Genomic DNA, 15,336 nt, shown 5'->3' on the forward strand with positions numbered 1-15,336 from the left:
GGCTCCTGCCCGAAACCCGCCCATCCGCGGCTTGCACCGACGACAGACCACCGGCCGCCACAATCGCGCTGCAAACGCACGCCCGATTGGCTATAACGGAGACGAGGCGCCCTTGCCGCGCCACCGCCGTCACGCACTGCGCGAGTTCACCATGACCGATCACACGACCCCGACGCCCGAGCCACCGGCCGACCCGAACCGCGACCCGGAAGACGATCCGCTGTCGTCGCCGCCCGGCCATCACGACAACCCGCAGCAACCGGACGGACCGCCGAGCAAGGATCCGGTTTAGCCGCAGGGCTGCAGGGCCGCGCATTCATCGCGGGTACCCGTCATGCGCCATCGACGCAGGACGCTGCCTAGCGCGCCGTATACCCGCCGTCGATCGGCAGCGACACGCCGCTGACCATCGACGCCGCATCGCTCAGCAGGAACAGGATCGGTTCGACGACCTCGTCCGGCTCCGCGAATCGCCCGAGCGGGATCGCGGCCAGCATCGGCGCCCGCTTCTCCGGTTCGCTCCACGCGAACTGCGCCATCGGCGTAAGCGTGACGGTCGGGTTCACACTGTTCACACGAATGCCGTGCGGCCCGAGTTCGATGCACAGCACGCGCGTGATCGCGTCCATCGCCGCCTTCGACGCGCAGTAACTCAGATGCGCGGGCAACCCGACGAGCGCGGCCTGGCTCGATACGTTGACGATGCTGCCCCGCGCCTGCGCGACGCCGCGCGCGTCGCGGGCGACCATCTTCCGTGCGACGGCCCGAGCAACGAGCGCCGCGCCGCGCGCATTGACGGCCATCACGCGATCGAAATGCGCGGCGCTCACCTCGAGCGCCGATTCGAGCGACGCGATCCCCGCGCAATTCACGAGGCCGTCGAACGCATCGTGCGCGGCGAGCGCCGCGTCGATCGCATGTTCGTCTCCACCGACATCGAGCCGCATCGTCTCGCACGCGGCCTCGCCGGCCAGCGCATCGAGCGCGGCCAGGTCGCGCCCGGCCGCGACGACCTGCGCGCCCGCCCGCGCCAGTGCGACCGCGCATGCGCGCCCGATCCCGCTCGACGCCCCCGTGACGAGCACCCGCGAACCGCCGAAATCGAATCGTGTCTTCATGATGGCGTGTGCAACCCGTGCATGATCGGTTTGAGCGCCGGATACAGCGCCGTATAAAGCGCAAAGCGCGCCGAATATGCTTTCGCGCGTTCTACGTCGGGCCGTGCACGCTCGACGAGCGTGACCCATCCGCCTTGCGCATCGTCGTTCGACACGAGCCCTGCCCCGACGCCCGCGAGCAACGCGGCCCCCATCGCGGCTTCGACGTCCTGCTCGATCGTCCACACCGGGAAGCCCGTCACGTCCGCGATGATCTGCATCCATAGCGCCGAATGCGCGGCCCCGCCCACGACGATCAGCCGGTCGTCGAGCGCCGCCGCGCCTTGCCGGCCGGCCTCGATGTTGTGCCGCAACGCGAATGCGACGCCTTCGAGCACCGCGCGATACAGGTGTGCGCGCGTATGCGCGAGACTCAGCCCGACGAACGCGCCGCTCGCCTTCGCGTCCCACACGGGGCTGCGCTCGCCCATCAGGTACGGCAGGAACAGCACGCCGTCGGCGCCCGGCGGCACGCTTTCCGCCGCCTCCTCGAGCAGCACGTGCGGATCGCCGTGCGGCAGCAGGCGCGCCGCATCGATTTCCGCGTGACAGAACTGATCGCGAAACCAGGCGACCGACGCGCCGGCCGTGATCGCGCCGCCGAACACGTACAGGTCACGCTGCCCGTTGAACACGTGCGGCATGCTGACGAGCCCGTGACGCGCATCGACGTGCCGGCTCACGTAGCCCCAGCACATGCTGGTGCCGATCATCGCGACGTGCTGCCCGGCGTGTGTCGCACCGGCTGCGAAGGTCGCAACGGCCGCATCGACGCCGCCCGCGACGACGGGCGTGCCGGCCGGCAGCCCGAGCTGCTCCGTCCATTGCGACAGCAGCCCGCCGACGATGTCCGTCGATTCGACGAGCCGCTCGGGCATCATCGTCGCGGGAATGCCGAGCATGTCGAGCGCATCGTCGGACCACTCGCGGCGCGCGACGTCGTATACGCCGCCGATATTGCCGGCCGAACTGTGATCGACCGCGACTTCGCCCGTCAGCAGGTAGATCACGTACGCGTTCGGCGGCAGGAAGTAGCGCACGTTCGCCCACACGTCCGGCCGCTGGTCGCGCAGCCACAGCATCTTCGTGAAGCCGTAATAGCTGTCGACGCCGTTGCCCGTGATCACGCGCAGCCGCTCGACGTTCACGTTCGCGTTGACCCAGTCGACTTCCGCGGTCGCGCGCCGGTCCATCCAGATCAGGCACGGATGAAGCGGCCGCATGTAGATGTCGACCGGAATGCCGGAGCCGCCGTACAGGCTGCCCACGCACACCGCGCGGATCGCATCGGACGGCACGCCCTGCGCGCGCGCATCGCTCACGCAGCCCGCGATGCACGCGAGCACGGCATCGAACCACACCTGCGGCCATTGCTCGGCCCACAGCGGGCGCGGCGTATCGGGCTGGTAGCCGGCCGAGCGCCGCGCGACGATCCTGCCGTGCCGGTCGACGAGCAGCGCCTTGGTGCTTTGCGTGCCGATGTCGACGCCTATGACGTATTCCATGATGTCTCCGTTGACGCGCACGCCGGCCGTCAGCGGGCCGGCTTCAGCAGCACCTTGATCGATTCGGGCGATTTCGCGACGCGGATCGCGTCGTCCCAGTCCTCGAGCGCAAAATCGTGCGTGACGATGCCTTTCGACGTGACGAGCCCGCGCGCGAGCAGGTCGATCGCGATCGGATAGCAGTACGGCCCCAGGTGCGCACCGCGTACGTCGAGCTCCTTGCGGTCGCCGATGATCGACCAGTCGACGGTCGCATCCTCGCCGAACACGCTGAATTCGACGAAGCGGCCGAGCTTGCGGATCAGGTCGAGCCCCTGGCTCACGCCGACCGGCGCGCCGGTCGTCTCGATGTAGACGTCGCAGCCGTAGCCGTCGGTGAGCGACCTGACGATCGCGCGCGCGTCGTCTCGCGTCGGGTTGATCGTCACGTCCGCACCGTACTCGCGTGCGAGTTCGAGCCGTTCGTCGATCAGGTCGATCACGACGAGCTTCTTCGGCGTCTTCAGGTGCGCGACCTGCGTCATCATCAGCCCGAGCGGGCCCGCGCCCGCGATCACGACCACATCGTCGAGCTGGACATCGCCGCGGTTCACCGTATGGATCGCGCACGACAGCGGCTCGATGATCGCGGCATCCTCGAGCGATACGCCGAGCGGAATCTTGTGGACGATCGCGGTCGGCGGAATGCGCATGTATTCGGCCATCCCGCCGTCGGCCACCTCGCGCTGGAAGCCGAAGATGTTGTGCACTTCGCACATCCAGTACTGGCCCGACTTGCAATAGCGGCACTTGCCGCACGGCACGATCTGCTCGGCGATCACGCGGTCGCCCACCGCCACGCCGAAATGCCCGGCCGCGCCGTCGCCGAGCGCTTCGACATGGCCGAAGAATTCGTGGCCGGGAATCACGGGCGCCTTCACCCACGGGCTCGGGCCGCCCCAGAACATCTTCGCGCCCGTGTAGCACTTGCAGTCGCTCGCGCAGATCCCGCATGCGGCGATGCGGATCACGAGCTCGTTCGCGCCGGGGTGCGGTTTCGCGACCTGTTCGACGCGATAGTCCTCGGGGCCGTGGCAGACGACCGCGGTCATGCGCGGCTGGGCTTCGGGTGTCGTCATGGATAGTCTCTTTCGTAGATGATCTGGATGACTGATGAATGAATCGTTACCGCGATCGTTCGCGGCTGATGTAGATCGCGAGCAGGATGATTCCGCCCTTGATCACGTTCTGCACATACGGGTTCACGCCGATCATGTTCAGGCCGTTGTTGAGCACGCCGAGCAGCAGCGCACCGACCAGCGTGCCGAGGATCGCGCCGCGCCCGCCGGAGATCGACGTGCCGCCCATCACGACGGCCGCGATCGCGTCGAGCTCGAAGCCCACGCCCGCGTTCGGCTGCCCGCTCATCAGGCGCCCGGTCAGCACGATCGCGGCGAGCGCCGACGTCAGCCCGGCCAGCGTGTAGACGATCAGCTTCACGCGCGCGACGCGCACGCCGGTGAGCCGCGTCGCCTGCTCGTTGCCGCCGATCGCATACACGTAGCGGCCGAACGGCATCCGGTCGAGCAGCAGCCACGCGATGGCATAGACCACCAGCATGATCAGCACCGGTGCCTGGATGCCGAACACCTTGCCGCTGCCGAAGAACGCGACCCAGTCGGGCAAGCCGTCGATCGGATAGCCGCCCGTGTAGATCAGTGCGAGGCCGCGCGCGATGCCCATCGTCGCAAGCGTGACGATGATCGGCGGCATCCCCGCGAATGCGACGAACACGCCGTTCAGGAAACCGAAACCGAGGCCGACCGCGATGCCGATCGCGAGCGCGGCGACCGCGTTCACACCCGCGACCATCAGGCCGGCCGCGAGCGTGCCCGACAGCGCCATCACCGAACCGACCGACAGGTCGATCCCGCCGGTCAGGATCACGCAGGTCATGCCGACCGCGATGATCGCGTTGATCGACACCTGGCGCAGCACGTTCTCCAGGTTCGCGGCGGACAGGAAGCTCGGGCTCGCGATCATCATCGCGATGCACACGACGATCAGGCCGACGAGCGGATAGAACAGCGTCGAGCGCCGCAGTTGCGCCCACATCGCGCGTGGCGGCGGTGCGTCGCCGTTTCCGGCGGTGGCCGCGAGCGTCGTGGAACGCGTGGAAGAAGAATCAGGCAGGTTCATGGGTCGCTCCTCGCGTGCCGGCCGTGGCATAGGTCATGACCGTGTCGGGATCGATCTCGTCGCCCGCGAGCGTCGCCTCGATGCGGCCTTGCCGGAACACGGCGACGCGATCGCACATGCCGACGATTTCCGGCAGCTCGGACGAGATCATGATGATGGCGTAGCCGCGCGCGGTGAGTTCGCGCATCAGCCCGTAGATTTCGGCTTTCGCGCCGACGTCGATGCCGCGCGTCGGCTCGTCGAAGATCAGCACCGACGTGTGATGGTTGAGCCAGCGCGCGATCACGACCTTCTGCTGGTTGCCGCCGGAAAGCGTCGCGACCTCGGTGTGGATCGACGGCGCCTTCACGCCGACGCGCCGCATCACGTCGTGCGTCGTGCGCGCCTCGCCGCGCCGGTCGATCAGCCAGCGCATCGACCGGTACTTGCCGAGGTTGTTCAGAGAGATGTTGTCGCGGATCGAGAACGACGTGACGAGCCCTTCCGTCTTGCGGCTTTCCGGCAGGATGCCGATGCCCGCGCGCAGCGCGTCGGCCGGATCGGCGAGCTTCGCGGCCGCGCCGCGCACGCGCACGTCCTTGCGATGCGCGCGCGTCGCGCCGATCACCGCGAGCGCGGTTTCCGTGCGGCCCGAGCCGACCAGCCCGGCGAAGCCGAGGATCTCGCCGGCATGCAGCGTGAAGCGGTTCACCGGGCCGCCGCGTTCGATCTGCAGTTCGTTGACCTCCAGCACGCGCGGTGCATCGGCCGCGCGCGCCGGCTTCGGCGGAAAGCTGCTTTCGATCCGGCGGCCGACCATCATCCGCACGAGCTGTTCGACGTCCGTGCCCGCGACGTCGGTCGTCGCCACGTACTGGCCGTCGCGCAGCACCGTGATGCGGTCGCACACCGCGAAAATCTCGTCGAGATGATGCGAGATGAAGATCATCGCGACACCCTGCCGCTTCAGCTCGCGCATGATCGCGAACAGGTGCTCGGCCTCGGCCGGCGTGAGCGTGGCGGTCGGTTCGTCGAGGATCAGGATGCGCGCGTCGAGCGACAGCGCCTTGCCGATCTCGACGAACTGTTGCTGCGCGACCGACAGCGCGCGGATCGGTGCATCGAGATCGATCGCCACGCCGAGCCGCGCGAAGATCGCGGCCGCCGCGTGACGCATCCGCTTGCGGTCGCGCGCGCCCCAGCGATTGCGCAGCTCGCGGCCGAGGAACAGGTTGTCGACGGCGTCGAGGTGCGGAATCAGGCTGAATTCCTGGAACACGATGCCGACGCCTGCCGCGACCGCGTCGTGATAGTCCGCGAAATGGCGGGCGGTGCCGTCGATCTCGATCGTGCCGGCATCCGGCTGATGAATGCCGCACAGGATCTTCATCAACGTCGACTTGCCCGCACCGTTCTCGCCGAGCAGCGCGTGGATCTCGCCGCGCGCAATCTCCAGATCGATGTCGGACAGCGCCTTCACGCCCGGAAAGCTCTTCGTGATGTGGCTGAGCCTGAGTATCGTGTCCATCGGCTTCTCCGTGCGAAGAGCGCCGGCCGTGCCGCCGCCCTTCGCGTCGCATCGCACGTCGTTCACCAGCTGAAGCCCTTCGCGTTGCCGCGATCGACCACCTTCACGTCGACGGGAATCGCCTTCGGCACCGTCGCGCCCCACTTCCGCGCAATCGCGATGCCGAGCGCAATCCGCACCTGGTCGGCCGGGAACTGCGCGGTCGTCTCGATGAACTTCGAATTCGGCTTCTGGATCGCGGCGACCGCCTCGGGCGCGCCGTCGACGCTCGTCAGCTTGATGTCCTTGCCCGAGCTCTCGATCGCGGCGAGCGAGCCCATCGCGCCGCCGTCGTTCACGCTGAAGATGCCCTTCAGGTTCGGATGCGCGGAGATCATGTTTTCCGTGACCGACAACGCAGTCGCGCGCTCCTGCTTGCCGTTCTGCGTATCCACCAGCTTCACGTTCGGGTATTTCGCGAGCCCGGCCTTGCAGCCGCGCACACGTTCGAGAATCGGCACGACCGGGATGCCGTCGAGAATGGCGACTTCGCCGCTGCCGCCGATCGCTTTCGCGAGGTAATCGCACGACATCACGCCCGCGTCGTAGTTCTTCGAGCCGACGAACGAATCGACCGGGCCGTTCGCGTTCGCATCGACGGCCACCACCACCGCGCCGGCCTTCTTCGCCTGCGTGATCGCCGACTGGATGCCGGTCGAATCAGTCGGATTCACGAGCAGGATGTCGATCTTCTTCTGCAGCATGTCCTCGACGTCGCTCACCTGCTTGCTGACGTCGTGATGCGCGTCGGTGACGACGACCTGCGCGCCGATCGACGCGGCCGCGTCGTTCAGCGCTTTCTGCATCGTCACGAAATACGGGTTGTTCAGCTCCTGGAACGTCATGCCGATGCGCAACGGCGCGGCCTGCACGGCGACGGCGGGCAGCCAGGCCACGGCGGCGAGCGCGGCAATCGCCGCCATGCGGGCGGCGCGGCGGGGGGATGAAGCGGGCGATGCATGCGTCATGACGGTGTCTCCGGTTATGTGTGCGGCTTTTTCGTGGGTGAACGCGCCCCTCGCGACGTGGGCGACGCGATTGCGCTGGGTGAAACGGTGTGGAATATTCAGGCGGGCCGCGGCCCCGCGATCATCCGGGCTGCGGTGCGAACGCCGGGATGCCCGGTGTGACGACACGCGGCGGCAGCGGATTGCCGGTGGGCGCAGCGTGCAGCGCGAGTTCGCGGCTGCGCGCGTTCAGGCGCTGCAGCGCGCGGAATTCGGACGGCGCCATCCCCTTCACCGCGCGGAACTGGCGGTTGAAGTTCGACACGTTGTTGAAGCCGGCCTGGAAACAGATATCGGTGATGCTCGCGTCGTCGGCGAGCAGCATCTGGCACGCGGACTCAATCCGCAGACGATTCACGTACTGCACGAACGGCATGCCCGTCTGGCGGTGGAACGCACGCGAGAACGCGCTGACGCTCTGCCCCGTCAGTTGCGCGAGATCGGATTCGCGCAGCTCGGACGCGAGGTTCTTGCCGATGTATGACAGCGCATGGCTGAGCCGCGTGGGCGTGACGTCGGCCTGGTCGTACGCGGGGCTCGCGAGCAGCGTGCGTTCGGCCGCTCCGCAAAGCCGTTCGAGGATCGTCATGAACAGCGCGATGCGGCGCATGCCGCGCGCGGCCAGCAGTTCGTCGAACAGCGGCGCGATCGCGGCGCTGGTCGCCGCGTCGAAGCCGACCCCGCGCCGCGCATCGTCGAGCAGCGCCTGCGCGTCGCGGCATTCGGGAAACGCGTCCATGCAACGGCGCACGAACGCAGGGTCGAACTGGATCACGAGATTGCGGCGCTCGACGGTTTCGCCTTCGGCCATGTCGCTGACCCAGTTGTGCGGCAGGTTCGGGCCGAGCAGCACGAGATGGCCGGGGCCGAACGAACCGATGTGGTCGCCGACGAAATACTTGCCGCGCGTCGCGACGATCAGGTGCAGTTCGAATTCGGGATGGAAGTGCCAGCGGATCGTGCGATACGGATAGCCGTGCGACCAGACCTTGAACGACTCGTCGCGTCGCACGTCGACCACTTCCAGATCGGGGTGCATCATGTTGGCGTCTCCATTCCCATGTCTCGCTGGCCGGTTCGTGGCGCGCGCCGCGTATTTCATACGGCGACGCGACCGGTCGCATGGGAAGCAATGTAGGTCGATCGAGCGCCCGGCTCCACCAACTTTACGCCTGATTTCCGATACTTTTTTGCGCATCCCGACCACATACGGCGCCGGACGGCAAATTTGTGCAGCGCGGAACGGCCGGGCGGCCGACCGCTCCGGTGCTTACGCGGCCGCGTGCTCGCGCGCCGTTCGCACTTCGTATGCTTTCAGGTGGTTGTACGCGATCCGCAGCAGCGACAACGCATCGGCCGCCTGCGGGTCGCGGCGCACGAGCAGATCACCGATCACGTGATCGGCTTCGACGCGCGCATGGTTCTCGACGTCGCGCAGCATCGACGCGGTCAACGGTGACGGCGTCAGCACCATCCGCTGCATCCGCTCGATGGCGGCCGGGTCGGGCCGGTGGCCGTTGTGCTCGGCAATCGCGCTGCATTCGCCGAGCATCGTCTCCAGCAGGCGACGGCCGTCCGGCGCGGCGAGAATGTCGCCCACCGAGCCGCGGAACAGCGACGTGCTCGCGGCGAGCGTCGCGAGGAACACCCATTTTTCCCACATCCGCGCGGCCACGTTGTCGCTGAGCGTCGCATCGAATCCCGCGCCGCCGAGCACATCGGCCACCGCGCGCACGCGCGGCGATTCGCCGCCCGCGAGTTCGCCGAAGGTGACCCCGTGCGTGTCGTTGAGGTGCACGATACGCTGCTCGCGATCGAGCGTCGCCGCGATCACGCACAGCCCGCCGAGCACCTGGGCGGCGCCGAACCGGTCGCGCAGCACGTCGAGATGGCGCATCCCGTTGAGCATCGGCAGGATCAGCGTCTGCGGGCCGACGAACGGGGCGAACGACTGAATCGCGTCGTCAAGGCTGTACGCCTTGCAGCTCAGCAGCACGAGGTCGAACGGCGCGACACCGGCACCCGCATCGCCCGCGCGCACGGTCTGCACGTTCGCGAGCGTCAGGTCGCCGCGCGGGCTGCGGATCAGCAGCCCGTCGCGCGCCAGCGCGGCCGCGCGGCCGTCGCGCACCAGGAACGTCACGTCGCGCCCCGCCGCAGCCAGCCGGCCGCCGAAATACCCGCCGACCGCGCCGGCTCCCACTACCAGAATTCGCATCGTTGCCTCCTTTCGGTTTCATTCGCCGCCGCGCCGCCGAGCCGGACGTGCGGCGCGCACGCCATCGCCCCGTGAGTATAGCGACACCCGTTATGCATATGCATAGATACCCTTGTCGTCGTGACAGGCATGTGTTCACGGCACCGGTTCCTAGGGATAACCCGTCTACGGTAATGCCCGCCGGACGCCGTCAAGACACTTATCCCGTCACGCCGTTCCGGCGAGCTTCCACGACCGACCACACACCATGCGCAACCTTTCCCTGAATCAGAAACTCGCCTCGATGATCGTCATCCTCTGGCTCGGCCTGCTCGTGATCGCCGGGCTCGGCGCATGGCAGACGCGCGCATCGATGATCACGGATCGCCGCGAACAGCTCGCGTCGCTGGTCGCGCAGGCCGCGAGCGTGACCGACCATTTCTACAAGCTGTCGCAGCAGAACGCGCTCCCGGAAGCCGAAGCGAAGCAGAAGGCGCTCGAGGCGATCGCCGCGATGCGCCACGGCGCCGACGGCTACATCTCGATCAACGACTCGAAGCCGGTGATCGTGATGCATCCGATCAAGTCCGAGCTCAACGGCAAGGACGTGTCGAATTTCACCGATCCGAACGGCAAGCACCTGTTCGTCGACATCGTGAAGGCCGGCAACCTGGAAGGCGGCAAGGGCTTCGTCGAGTATCTGTGGCCGAAGCCGGGCGCCGACAAGCCGCAGGACAAAACCAGCGCGGTGCAGCGCTTCGCGCCGTGGGACTGGTATCTCGTGACCGGCATGTACATGAACGACGTGCGCTCGGCGGTGCTCGAGAGCGTCGGCCGCTGGCTCGTGATGACGGCCGTGCTCGGCGGGATCGCGACCGCCGTGATGGTGCTCGTGCTGAAAAGCGTGCGCGCGAATCTCGGCGGCGAGCTGGAAGTGGCGCTCGACGCCGCGCAACGCATCGCGCAGGGCGACCTGACCGCGCGCGTCAACGTGAAGCAGGACGATCGCGGCAGCCTGCTGCATGCGCTGCACACGATGCAGGGCGGCCTGATCGACATGGTGTCGCGCGTGCGGATGGGCACCGAGAACATCAACGTCGGGGCGAGCGAGATCGCGTCCGGCAACACGGACCTGTCGCAGCGCACCGAGGAACAGGCGGCCGCGCTCGTACAGACCGCATCGAGCATGGACCAGATGACCGCGAACGTGAAACAGAACGCGGACAGCGCCGCGCAGGCCGCGTCGCTCGCCGGCCAGGCCGCGCAGGTCGCGACGCGCGGCAGCGCGGTGGTCGACGACGTCGTGCGCACGATGAACGAGATCACCGACCGCTCGCACAAGATCGGCGACATCATCGGCGTGATCGACGGAATCGCATTCCAGACCAACATCCTCGCGCTGAATGCGGCGGTCGAGGCTGCGCGTGCCGGCGAACAGGGCCGTGGCTTCGCGGTGGTCGCCGCCGAAGTGCGCTCGCTCGCGCAACGTTCGGCGACGGCCGCGAAGGAGATCAAGTCGCTGATCGTTTCGTCGAACGAGACCGTCGAGCAAGGCGCGGCGCTCGTCACGCACGCGGGCGAGACGATGGCCGAGATCGTGCTGTCGGTGCGGCGCGTGAACGAGATCCTCGACGAGATCAGCCATGCGTCGCGCGAGCAGAGCGCCGGGATCGAGCAGGTCAATCGCGCGGTGGGCGAGATGGACCAGGTGACGCAGCAGAACGCGGCGCTGGTCGAGGAGGCCGCGGCCGCCGCGCATTCGCTGCGCGACCAGGCCGAGGCGTTGCGGGATGCGGTGACGCGGTTTGCGTTGCCGGCTTGATCCTCAGGGGGCGGGAGGGCCCGTCTTGCCGCCCCCTCCCCCCGGCCGACAGTTGCCGCTATACGTGAGGTTCGGTCAAGCCGTCGGTAATGGATCGTGCGGCGGTAATCGTTGGTGAGCATCACGCACCCATGCGTGCAACGCGCTTTCATACTTCGCCGGGATCGTGATTGTGACCGTAGTCAGGCGCGTGTCGTTGTCCGGTAGCTCCAGAAACCGCTGCCACACTTTCCGAACGAGTTGCGACATGGCGGAACGCGTCATGCCGAGTTCGCCGGCGAGTGCGCGCTGGGATCGACCATTCACGAAGATTTCGAATAAGGCCCAATGGTTCTTGGGGCTGATCCGGGTATCTTGCAGCCGCAACAGGCGGAACTGTTCGGCAGCTATACGGCGTTGCGGCCTCATCATGTCGCGATCGCGGTATGAATCAGTTCATCATCGGAAGCCGACATGAGGCGCACACGCACCGATCGAAAGCATGCCAACGGCGGCGACGCTTGCGATAACGACCCGTCTACGCATCTTATGCATTGGCAAATCCTGACGTACTGGAGCGCAGCGTCGCGCCGCACGTTGTCTTGTGTCCATCGAACGCGACTTCACGCCCCTCAACGATGAAGTTCGGATCGCCTTCGGCGATCAAGCAAACTTGGTGGCCTTCGACCGGGCAAGTGCAGGGATCACCCTTGCGGGCAACATGGACACCATCAACTTTGAAGTTCGATGCGCCACCCACGACTTGCCCGCCGTGGTCGGTTGCGTCGCCTACTCGAATTACATTACGCATCGCTCGTGATCCTCCGTCAGGCTTTCGGGTAGTCGTCGGCCGCGTCCGTTGAATCAGGCGGCATCACGTCATTGACAGCCACAAGCGTCCACGTCGTCGGGACGCGGTGCTTTGATTCCCGACCCAACACACGATCCAGAATACCCGATTGATTCAGCACTTCGACCGACGGCATAATCGCGCCGAGTTCGAAGTATTGACGGCTACCGCCGACGACTGACAGACCGTTCGCCTCGGGGCAGGTCCACCATCCACTACGCGGGCAGGCATCGCCTGTTCGCACGATCGAATGCAGCGGAACCGGCGACGTACCCGCGTCGCTTATTTTCGCTGCACCGGACGCCGACACCGAACGAAGACGTACAGAGTTTATGATCGAGTCGAACAGCTTGATAAGTTGCTCGTCGGTCATGTTCGGGCGATCTTGTCCTTGCCAATCGAGCGTAACAATAATCGTCGGCTTAAGCGGTTCAAAACCCGGTCCTTGTGATTCCCACCTGAATTGAGGCGTCCGATAGCCTCCGTCCGCCGGAATGGACCATAGCAATTCTTCCCCGGCGCGCCCATTGACTTCATGCGAGCCACGGCGAAGCGTGCGAACACCGCCAAACGCGGCGGCAAGGTGCGCCGGTATCGAAGCGCCGTCCGCGCGCTGAAGCAGAGATTTTTCATCGGGGGGAGTGGTCATCGTTTGTACCATGACCAATAAACCCGGTGACTTCGGGAATTTGAAAGAAATTACGGTCGCTTCGTTCTGGCGCGTTGCTCCATCATCGGCTATGAACCCGTTCCGCAAGCAAAATCCCGGCTGAGTCGGAATTTCGTCGGCTTCGCGTCCGCGCAACTTCGGAATTATTTCGTCATGCAACTTTCCTACGAACCGCGTGTAGTCAGACTCAATAAGGGGTAGACGCATTAAGTGGAAAGATATTCCATCGACCAACTTAAACGCCTCAAGCCCATAAGACTTTTCCCCGAACACATCCGCGGATGAAGATATTAAAATTCCATCGCGACCGACGGCGATTTCCCGATCGAAAGCATATTTATTGCGAATCTTCCCCGACTTATAATCCTCAATTCGAGCGGCAACTCTTCGCCCAAACTCTGCAAGATTTTCCTTTGACGGGTTCGAATCAATTGCGCCAACGATATACTCACCACGCTGTCCGTTAAGCTGCGCCGCCGGCACATCTATCAAATAGCGTCCGAAACAATATGTTTTCACGTCAGTCATGCCACTCTCGCCAGCCGCGCATGCGGAAGAGGAAATTAAAACACCGATAACAAACCAAAGCATCAGCCTCATATGCGAATCATTCTCCAATGTTCATCAATCGACAGCAGGCGCGAGCTGAACGATCTTGCCGATACAATACATAACACAATCACGCACATTTTCATTGTTGTAGCTATATTGATGGTCAAACCCATCCATGCGAAACACAATAGGCGATTCTCCGCTCTCAGCTATCAATTGCCCGGAGCCTACTGGCACCGTACCATCGCCCGCACTCTCACTATCCCCGGGCTTGCCTTCCTCAAGTCGAAATACTGCGCTTTGTTCATTGTGAGCCAGTGTAACCTTTCCCTGGAGGTTGTAATTTTTTGTCGCCATACCACTTAGCGCCGACTCAAAGTCGGCCCCAACGTCGTTCTTGGTTGACCACGTAACGCTTCCATAAGAAACTTGGTTTTTGTCTGCACCGTAGTAAGCATACGTCGTTGCATGACAGTACAAACCAAGATCACCATGGAAATTATTCGCCGTCAGCAAATTATTCCTATAATTATTTAAATCTCGATCGAGTGTTACCGATTCACTCTCCCCATCTTCTTTATCAAGTTGGGCCGGATTGATAAGCTTCGGATCAATCATTCCCCACCACGCGTCGCTGGTGGTCTTCGAGTAAATCTCCGCGTACGGATCGCCAATCGGAAGCGGTGGCATCGCGGGCACCTGCTTCCCGTATGCAACGCGCTTGAATCTCAACCATCCGGGCTCATAGTGCTTCGTCGGAAGCAGTTCCAGCGGGCCGGGGGAATTCGCCATCACGCACGTGATCGTGGCCGCGCTCCATCCAACCACTACGGCGAGCCCAGCCGACATAGGATCGAACCCGTGCACTTCCGTCCCTGCGCGAAACCTTCGATAGACGATCGGCGCGCCGCCTACGGGCTGGACCCCATGCACAACGCCTAAGATGGTCCCGGCACCCGCTTTTTCCCTTGTTCCGTCCCCCATCCCGGCAAGCTTCTGCGCAGCACGGCGCCCCACCAATCCACCCATTGAATGGGTAACGATAATTACTTTCCCAGTTGATTTCCAATATTGCCCCTTGCTGTAGTAGGTCAATATCTCGTCGATCCGCTTAATCAATTGATCGGCTGAATCCCCATTTGACGCCAGCCAATTGTATCCACACGCCCATACAGGGTAGTAGTAATCGTCAAGGTGCATGAATTCATCACGCGTCAGCGGCTCGATCGTCGCGCCTACCGGATTCCATGCCTTTCGAACATCGATCGTTTCCTTCTTCGTAACACGCTCAAACGTCTGTGCAACCTGCCAAATCGGCATGGGCTTGGGATCGTCGGAAATATTCTCCGCATCCAAATACTGATCGTTCAGTGCGAGTTCGAGTTCGGCAAGAAACGAGCCATAACTTCCAAGGTGCACTTCGCCCCATCCGCGCCGTTTGGCTTCCTTTTCGGTAAGGGTATAAAGACCCTTCGGTATTTTCACCGGCCCGCTATTATCAACTTGCACAACATCCGGTCCCATTTGCTTCTGACGTTCGGCCGCAGATTGCAAGAGGCGACGAAGTACTTCACCCAAACTTTCCCCGATTCCGTTCGGCGGATACCATGCCTTTACGTCTTTGCCACCCGATTTCTCGTTGCCACATAGAAGCGTCCCCATGATGCCGGGAACGAAGATGACGGGGATAACGTGCGGTGGCGGAAGCTGACACAGCGCCCGCACCGGGAACGACTCCGGACTGGTCACGCTTTCAAAATACGGGTCGCCGTTCTCATCGAATTGCAACGGCACACGGCGACGTGCCTGCTTCAGCACGCGCGCCTTATCGTCTTTGCATTCAGCAGTGGTCATGTTTTGTTTGTACCCGTAG

14 protein-coding genes are annotated in these 15,336 nt (G+C 64.4%); 2 read left to right on the forward strand and 12 right to left on the reverse strand.

Annotated features, from left to right (window positions below):
• Nucleotides 1–151 precede the first annotated feature (151 nt).
• Nucleotides 152–292 carry a hypothetical protein gene (locus C5O79_RS38235; RefSeq protein ID WP_021158153.1) on the forward strand — a complete coding sequence of 47 codons (141 nt, stop codon included), beginning with the start codon at nucleotides 152–154 and terminating at the stop codon, nucleotides 290–292.
• Between the two features lie 67 nt (nucleotides 293–359).
• On the opposite strand, the gene C5O79_RS27380 is transcribed toward C5O79_RS38235, so the two are convergent.
• The 8 genes from C5O79_RS27380 to panE all read right to left on the reverse strand — a co-directional run bounded on the left by C5O79_RS27380 (nucleotide 360) and on the right by panE (nucleotide 9,611).
• Nucleotides 360–1,118, reverse strand: coding sequence for an SDR family oxidoreductase (locus tag C5O79_RS27380; RefSeq protein ID WP_131931902.1), 759 nt, complete (start codon nucleotides 1,116–1,118; stop codon nucleotides 360–362).
• Nucleotides 1,115–2,662: an FGGY-family carbohydrate kinase gene (locus C5O79_RS27385; RefSeq protein WP_122476347.1), complete on the reverse strand. Its 1,548-nt coding sequence runs from the start codon at nucleotides 2,660–2,662 to the stop codon at nucleotides 1,115–1,117. Before C5O79_RS27385 ends, C5O79_RS27380 begins: the two co-directional genes overlap by 4 nt.
• Before the next feature lie 29 nt (nucleotides 2,663–2,691).
• Nucleotides 2,692–3,780 (reverse strand): alcohol dehydrogenase catalytic domain-containing protein, encoded by a 1,089-nt coding sequence (locus C5O79_RS27390; protein WP_046548302.1) that lies wholly within the window; start codon nucleotides 3,778–3,780, stop codon nucleotides 2,692–2,694.
• A gap of 46 nt (nucleotides 3,781–3,826) precedes the next feature.
• Nucleotides 3,827–4,840: an ABC transporter permease gene (locus C5O79_RS27395; protein WP_046548303.1), complete on the reverse strand. Its 1,014-nt coding sequence runs from the start codon at nucleotides 4,838–4,840 to the stop codon at nucleotides 3,827–3,829.
• Nucleotides 4,827–6,347 (reverse strand): sugar ABC transporter ATP-binding protein, encoded by a 1,521-nt coding sequence (locus tag C5O79_RS27400; RefSeq protein WP_122477472.1) that lies wholly within the window; start codon nucleotides 6,345–6,347, stop codon nucleotides 4,827–4,829. The genes C5O79_RS27395 and C5O79_RS27400 overlap by 14 nt, the downstream gene beginning before the upstream one ends.
• 62 nt (nucleotides 6,348–6,409) lie before the next feature.
• Nucleotides 6,410–7,354 carry a substrate-binding domain-containing protein gene (locus C5O79_RS27405; protein ID WP_122476349.1) on the reverse strand — a complete coding sequence of 315 codons (945 nt, stop codon included), beginning with the start codon at nucleotides 7,352–7,354 and terminating at the stop codon, nucleotides 6,410–6,412.
• Between the two features lie 121 nt (nucleotides 7,355–7,475).
• On the reverse strand, nucleotides 7,476–8,435 hold the full coding sequence (locus C5O79_RS27410; RefSeq protein ID WP_122476351.1) for an AraC family transcriptional regulator: 960 nt from the start codon (nucleotides 8,433–8,435) through the stop codon (nucleotides 7,476–7,478).
• A gap of 228 nt (nucleotides 8,436–8,663) precedes the next feature.
• Nucleotides 8,664–9,611, reverse strand: coding sequence for a 2-dehydropantoate 2-reductase (gene panE, locus C5O79_RS27415; RefSeq protein ID WP_122476354.1), 948 nt, complete (start codon nucleotides 9,609–9,611; stop codon nucleotides 8,664–8,666).
• A gap of 247 nt (nucleotides 9,612–9,858) precedes the next feature.
• Here panE and C5O79_RS27420 point away from each other — a divergent pair, with 247 nt between their 5' ends.
• Nucleotides 9,859–11,412, forward strand: a complete 1,554-nt coding sequence (locus tag C5O79_RS27420; RefSeq protein WP_046548307.1) for a methyl-accepting chemotaxis protein — start codon at nucleotides 9,859–9,861, stop codon at nucleotides 11,410–11,412.
• 75 nt (nucleotides 11,413–11,487) lie between these two features.
• Here the strand turns inward: C5O79_RS27420 and C5O79_RS27425 are convergent, their stop codons facing one another.
• The 4 genes from C5O79_RS27425 to C5O79_RS27440 all read right to left on the reverse strand — a co-directional run bounded on the left by C5O79_RS27425 (nucleotide 11,488) and on the right by C5O79_RS27440 (nucleotide 15,317).
• Nucleotides 11,488–11,823, reverse strand: coding sequence for a TrfB-related DNA-binding protein (locus C5O79_RS27425; protein ID WP_226235481.1), 336 nt, complete (start codon nucleotides 11,821–11,823; stop codon nucleotides 11,488–11,490).
• Nucleotides 11,824–11,938: 115 nt separating this feature from the next.
• Entirely contained in the window at nucleotides 11,939–12,202 is a 264-nt protein-coding gene (locus tag C5O79_RS27430; protein ID WP_122476356.1) for a PAAR domain-containing protein, read from the reverse strand.
• A 16-nt stretch (nucleotides 12,203–12,218) separates the two neighbouring features.
• Nucleotides 12,219–13,439 carry a T6SS immunity protein Tli4 family protein gene (locus tag C5O79_RS27435; protein WP_124494867.1) on the reverse strand — a complete coding sequence of 407 codons (1,221 nt, stop codon included), beginning with the start codon at nucleotides 13,437–13,439 and terminating at the stop codon, nucleotides 12,219–12,221.
• Between the two features lie 96 nt (nucleotides 13,440–13,535).
• Nucleotides 13,536–15,317, reverse strand: a complete 1,782-nt coding sequence (locus tag C5O79_RS27440; protein WP_122476358.1) for a hypothetical protein — start codon at nucleotides 15,315–15,317, stop codon at nucleotides 13,536–13,538.
• Between the last annotated feature and the right edge of the window lie 19 nt (nucleotides 15,318–15,336).

Source organism: Burkholderia sp. SRS-25 (genome assembly GCF_004343765.1).
Classification (GTDB): domain Bacteria; phylum Pseudomonadota; class Gammaproteobacteria; order Burkholderiales; family Burkholderiaceae; genus Burkholderia; species Burkholderia contaminans.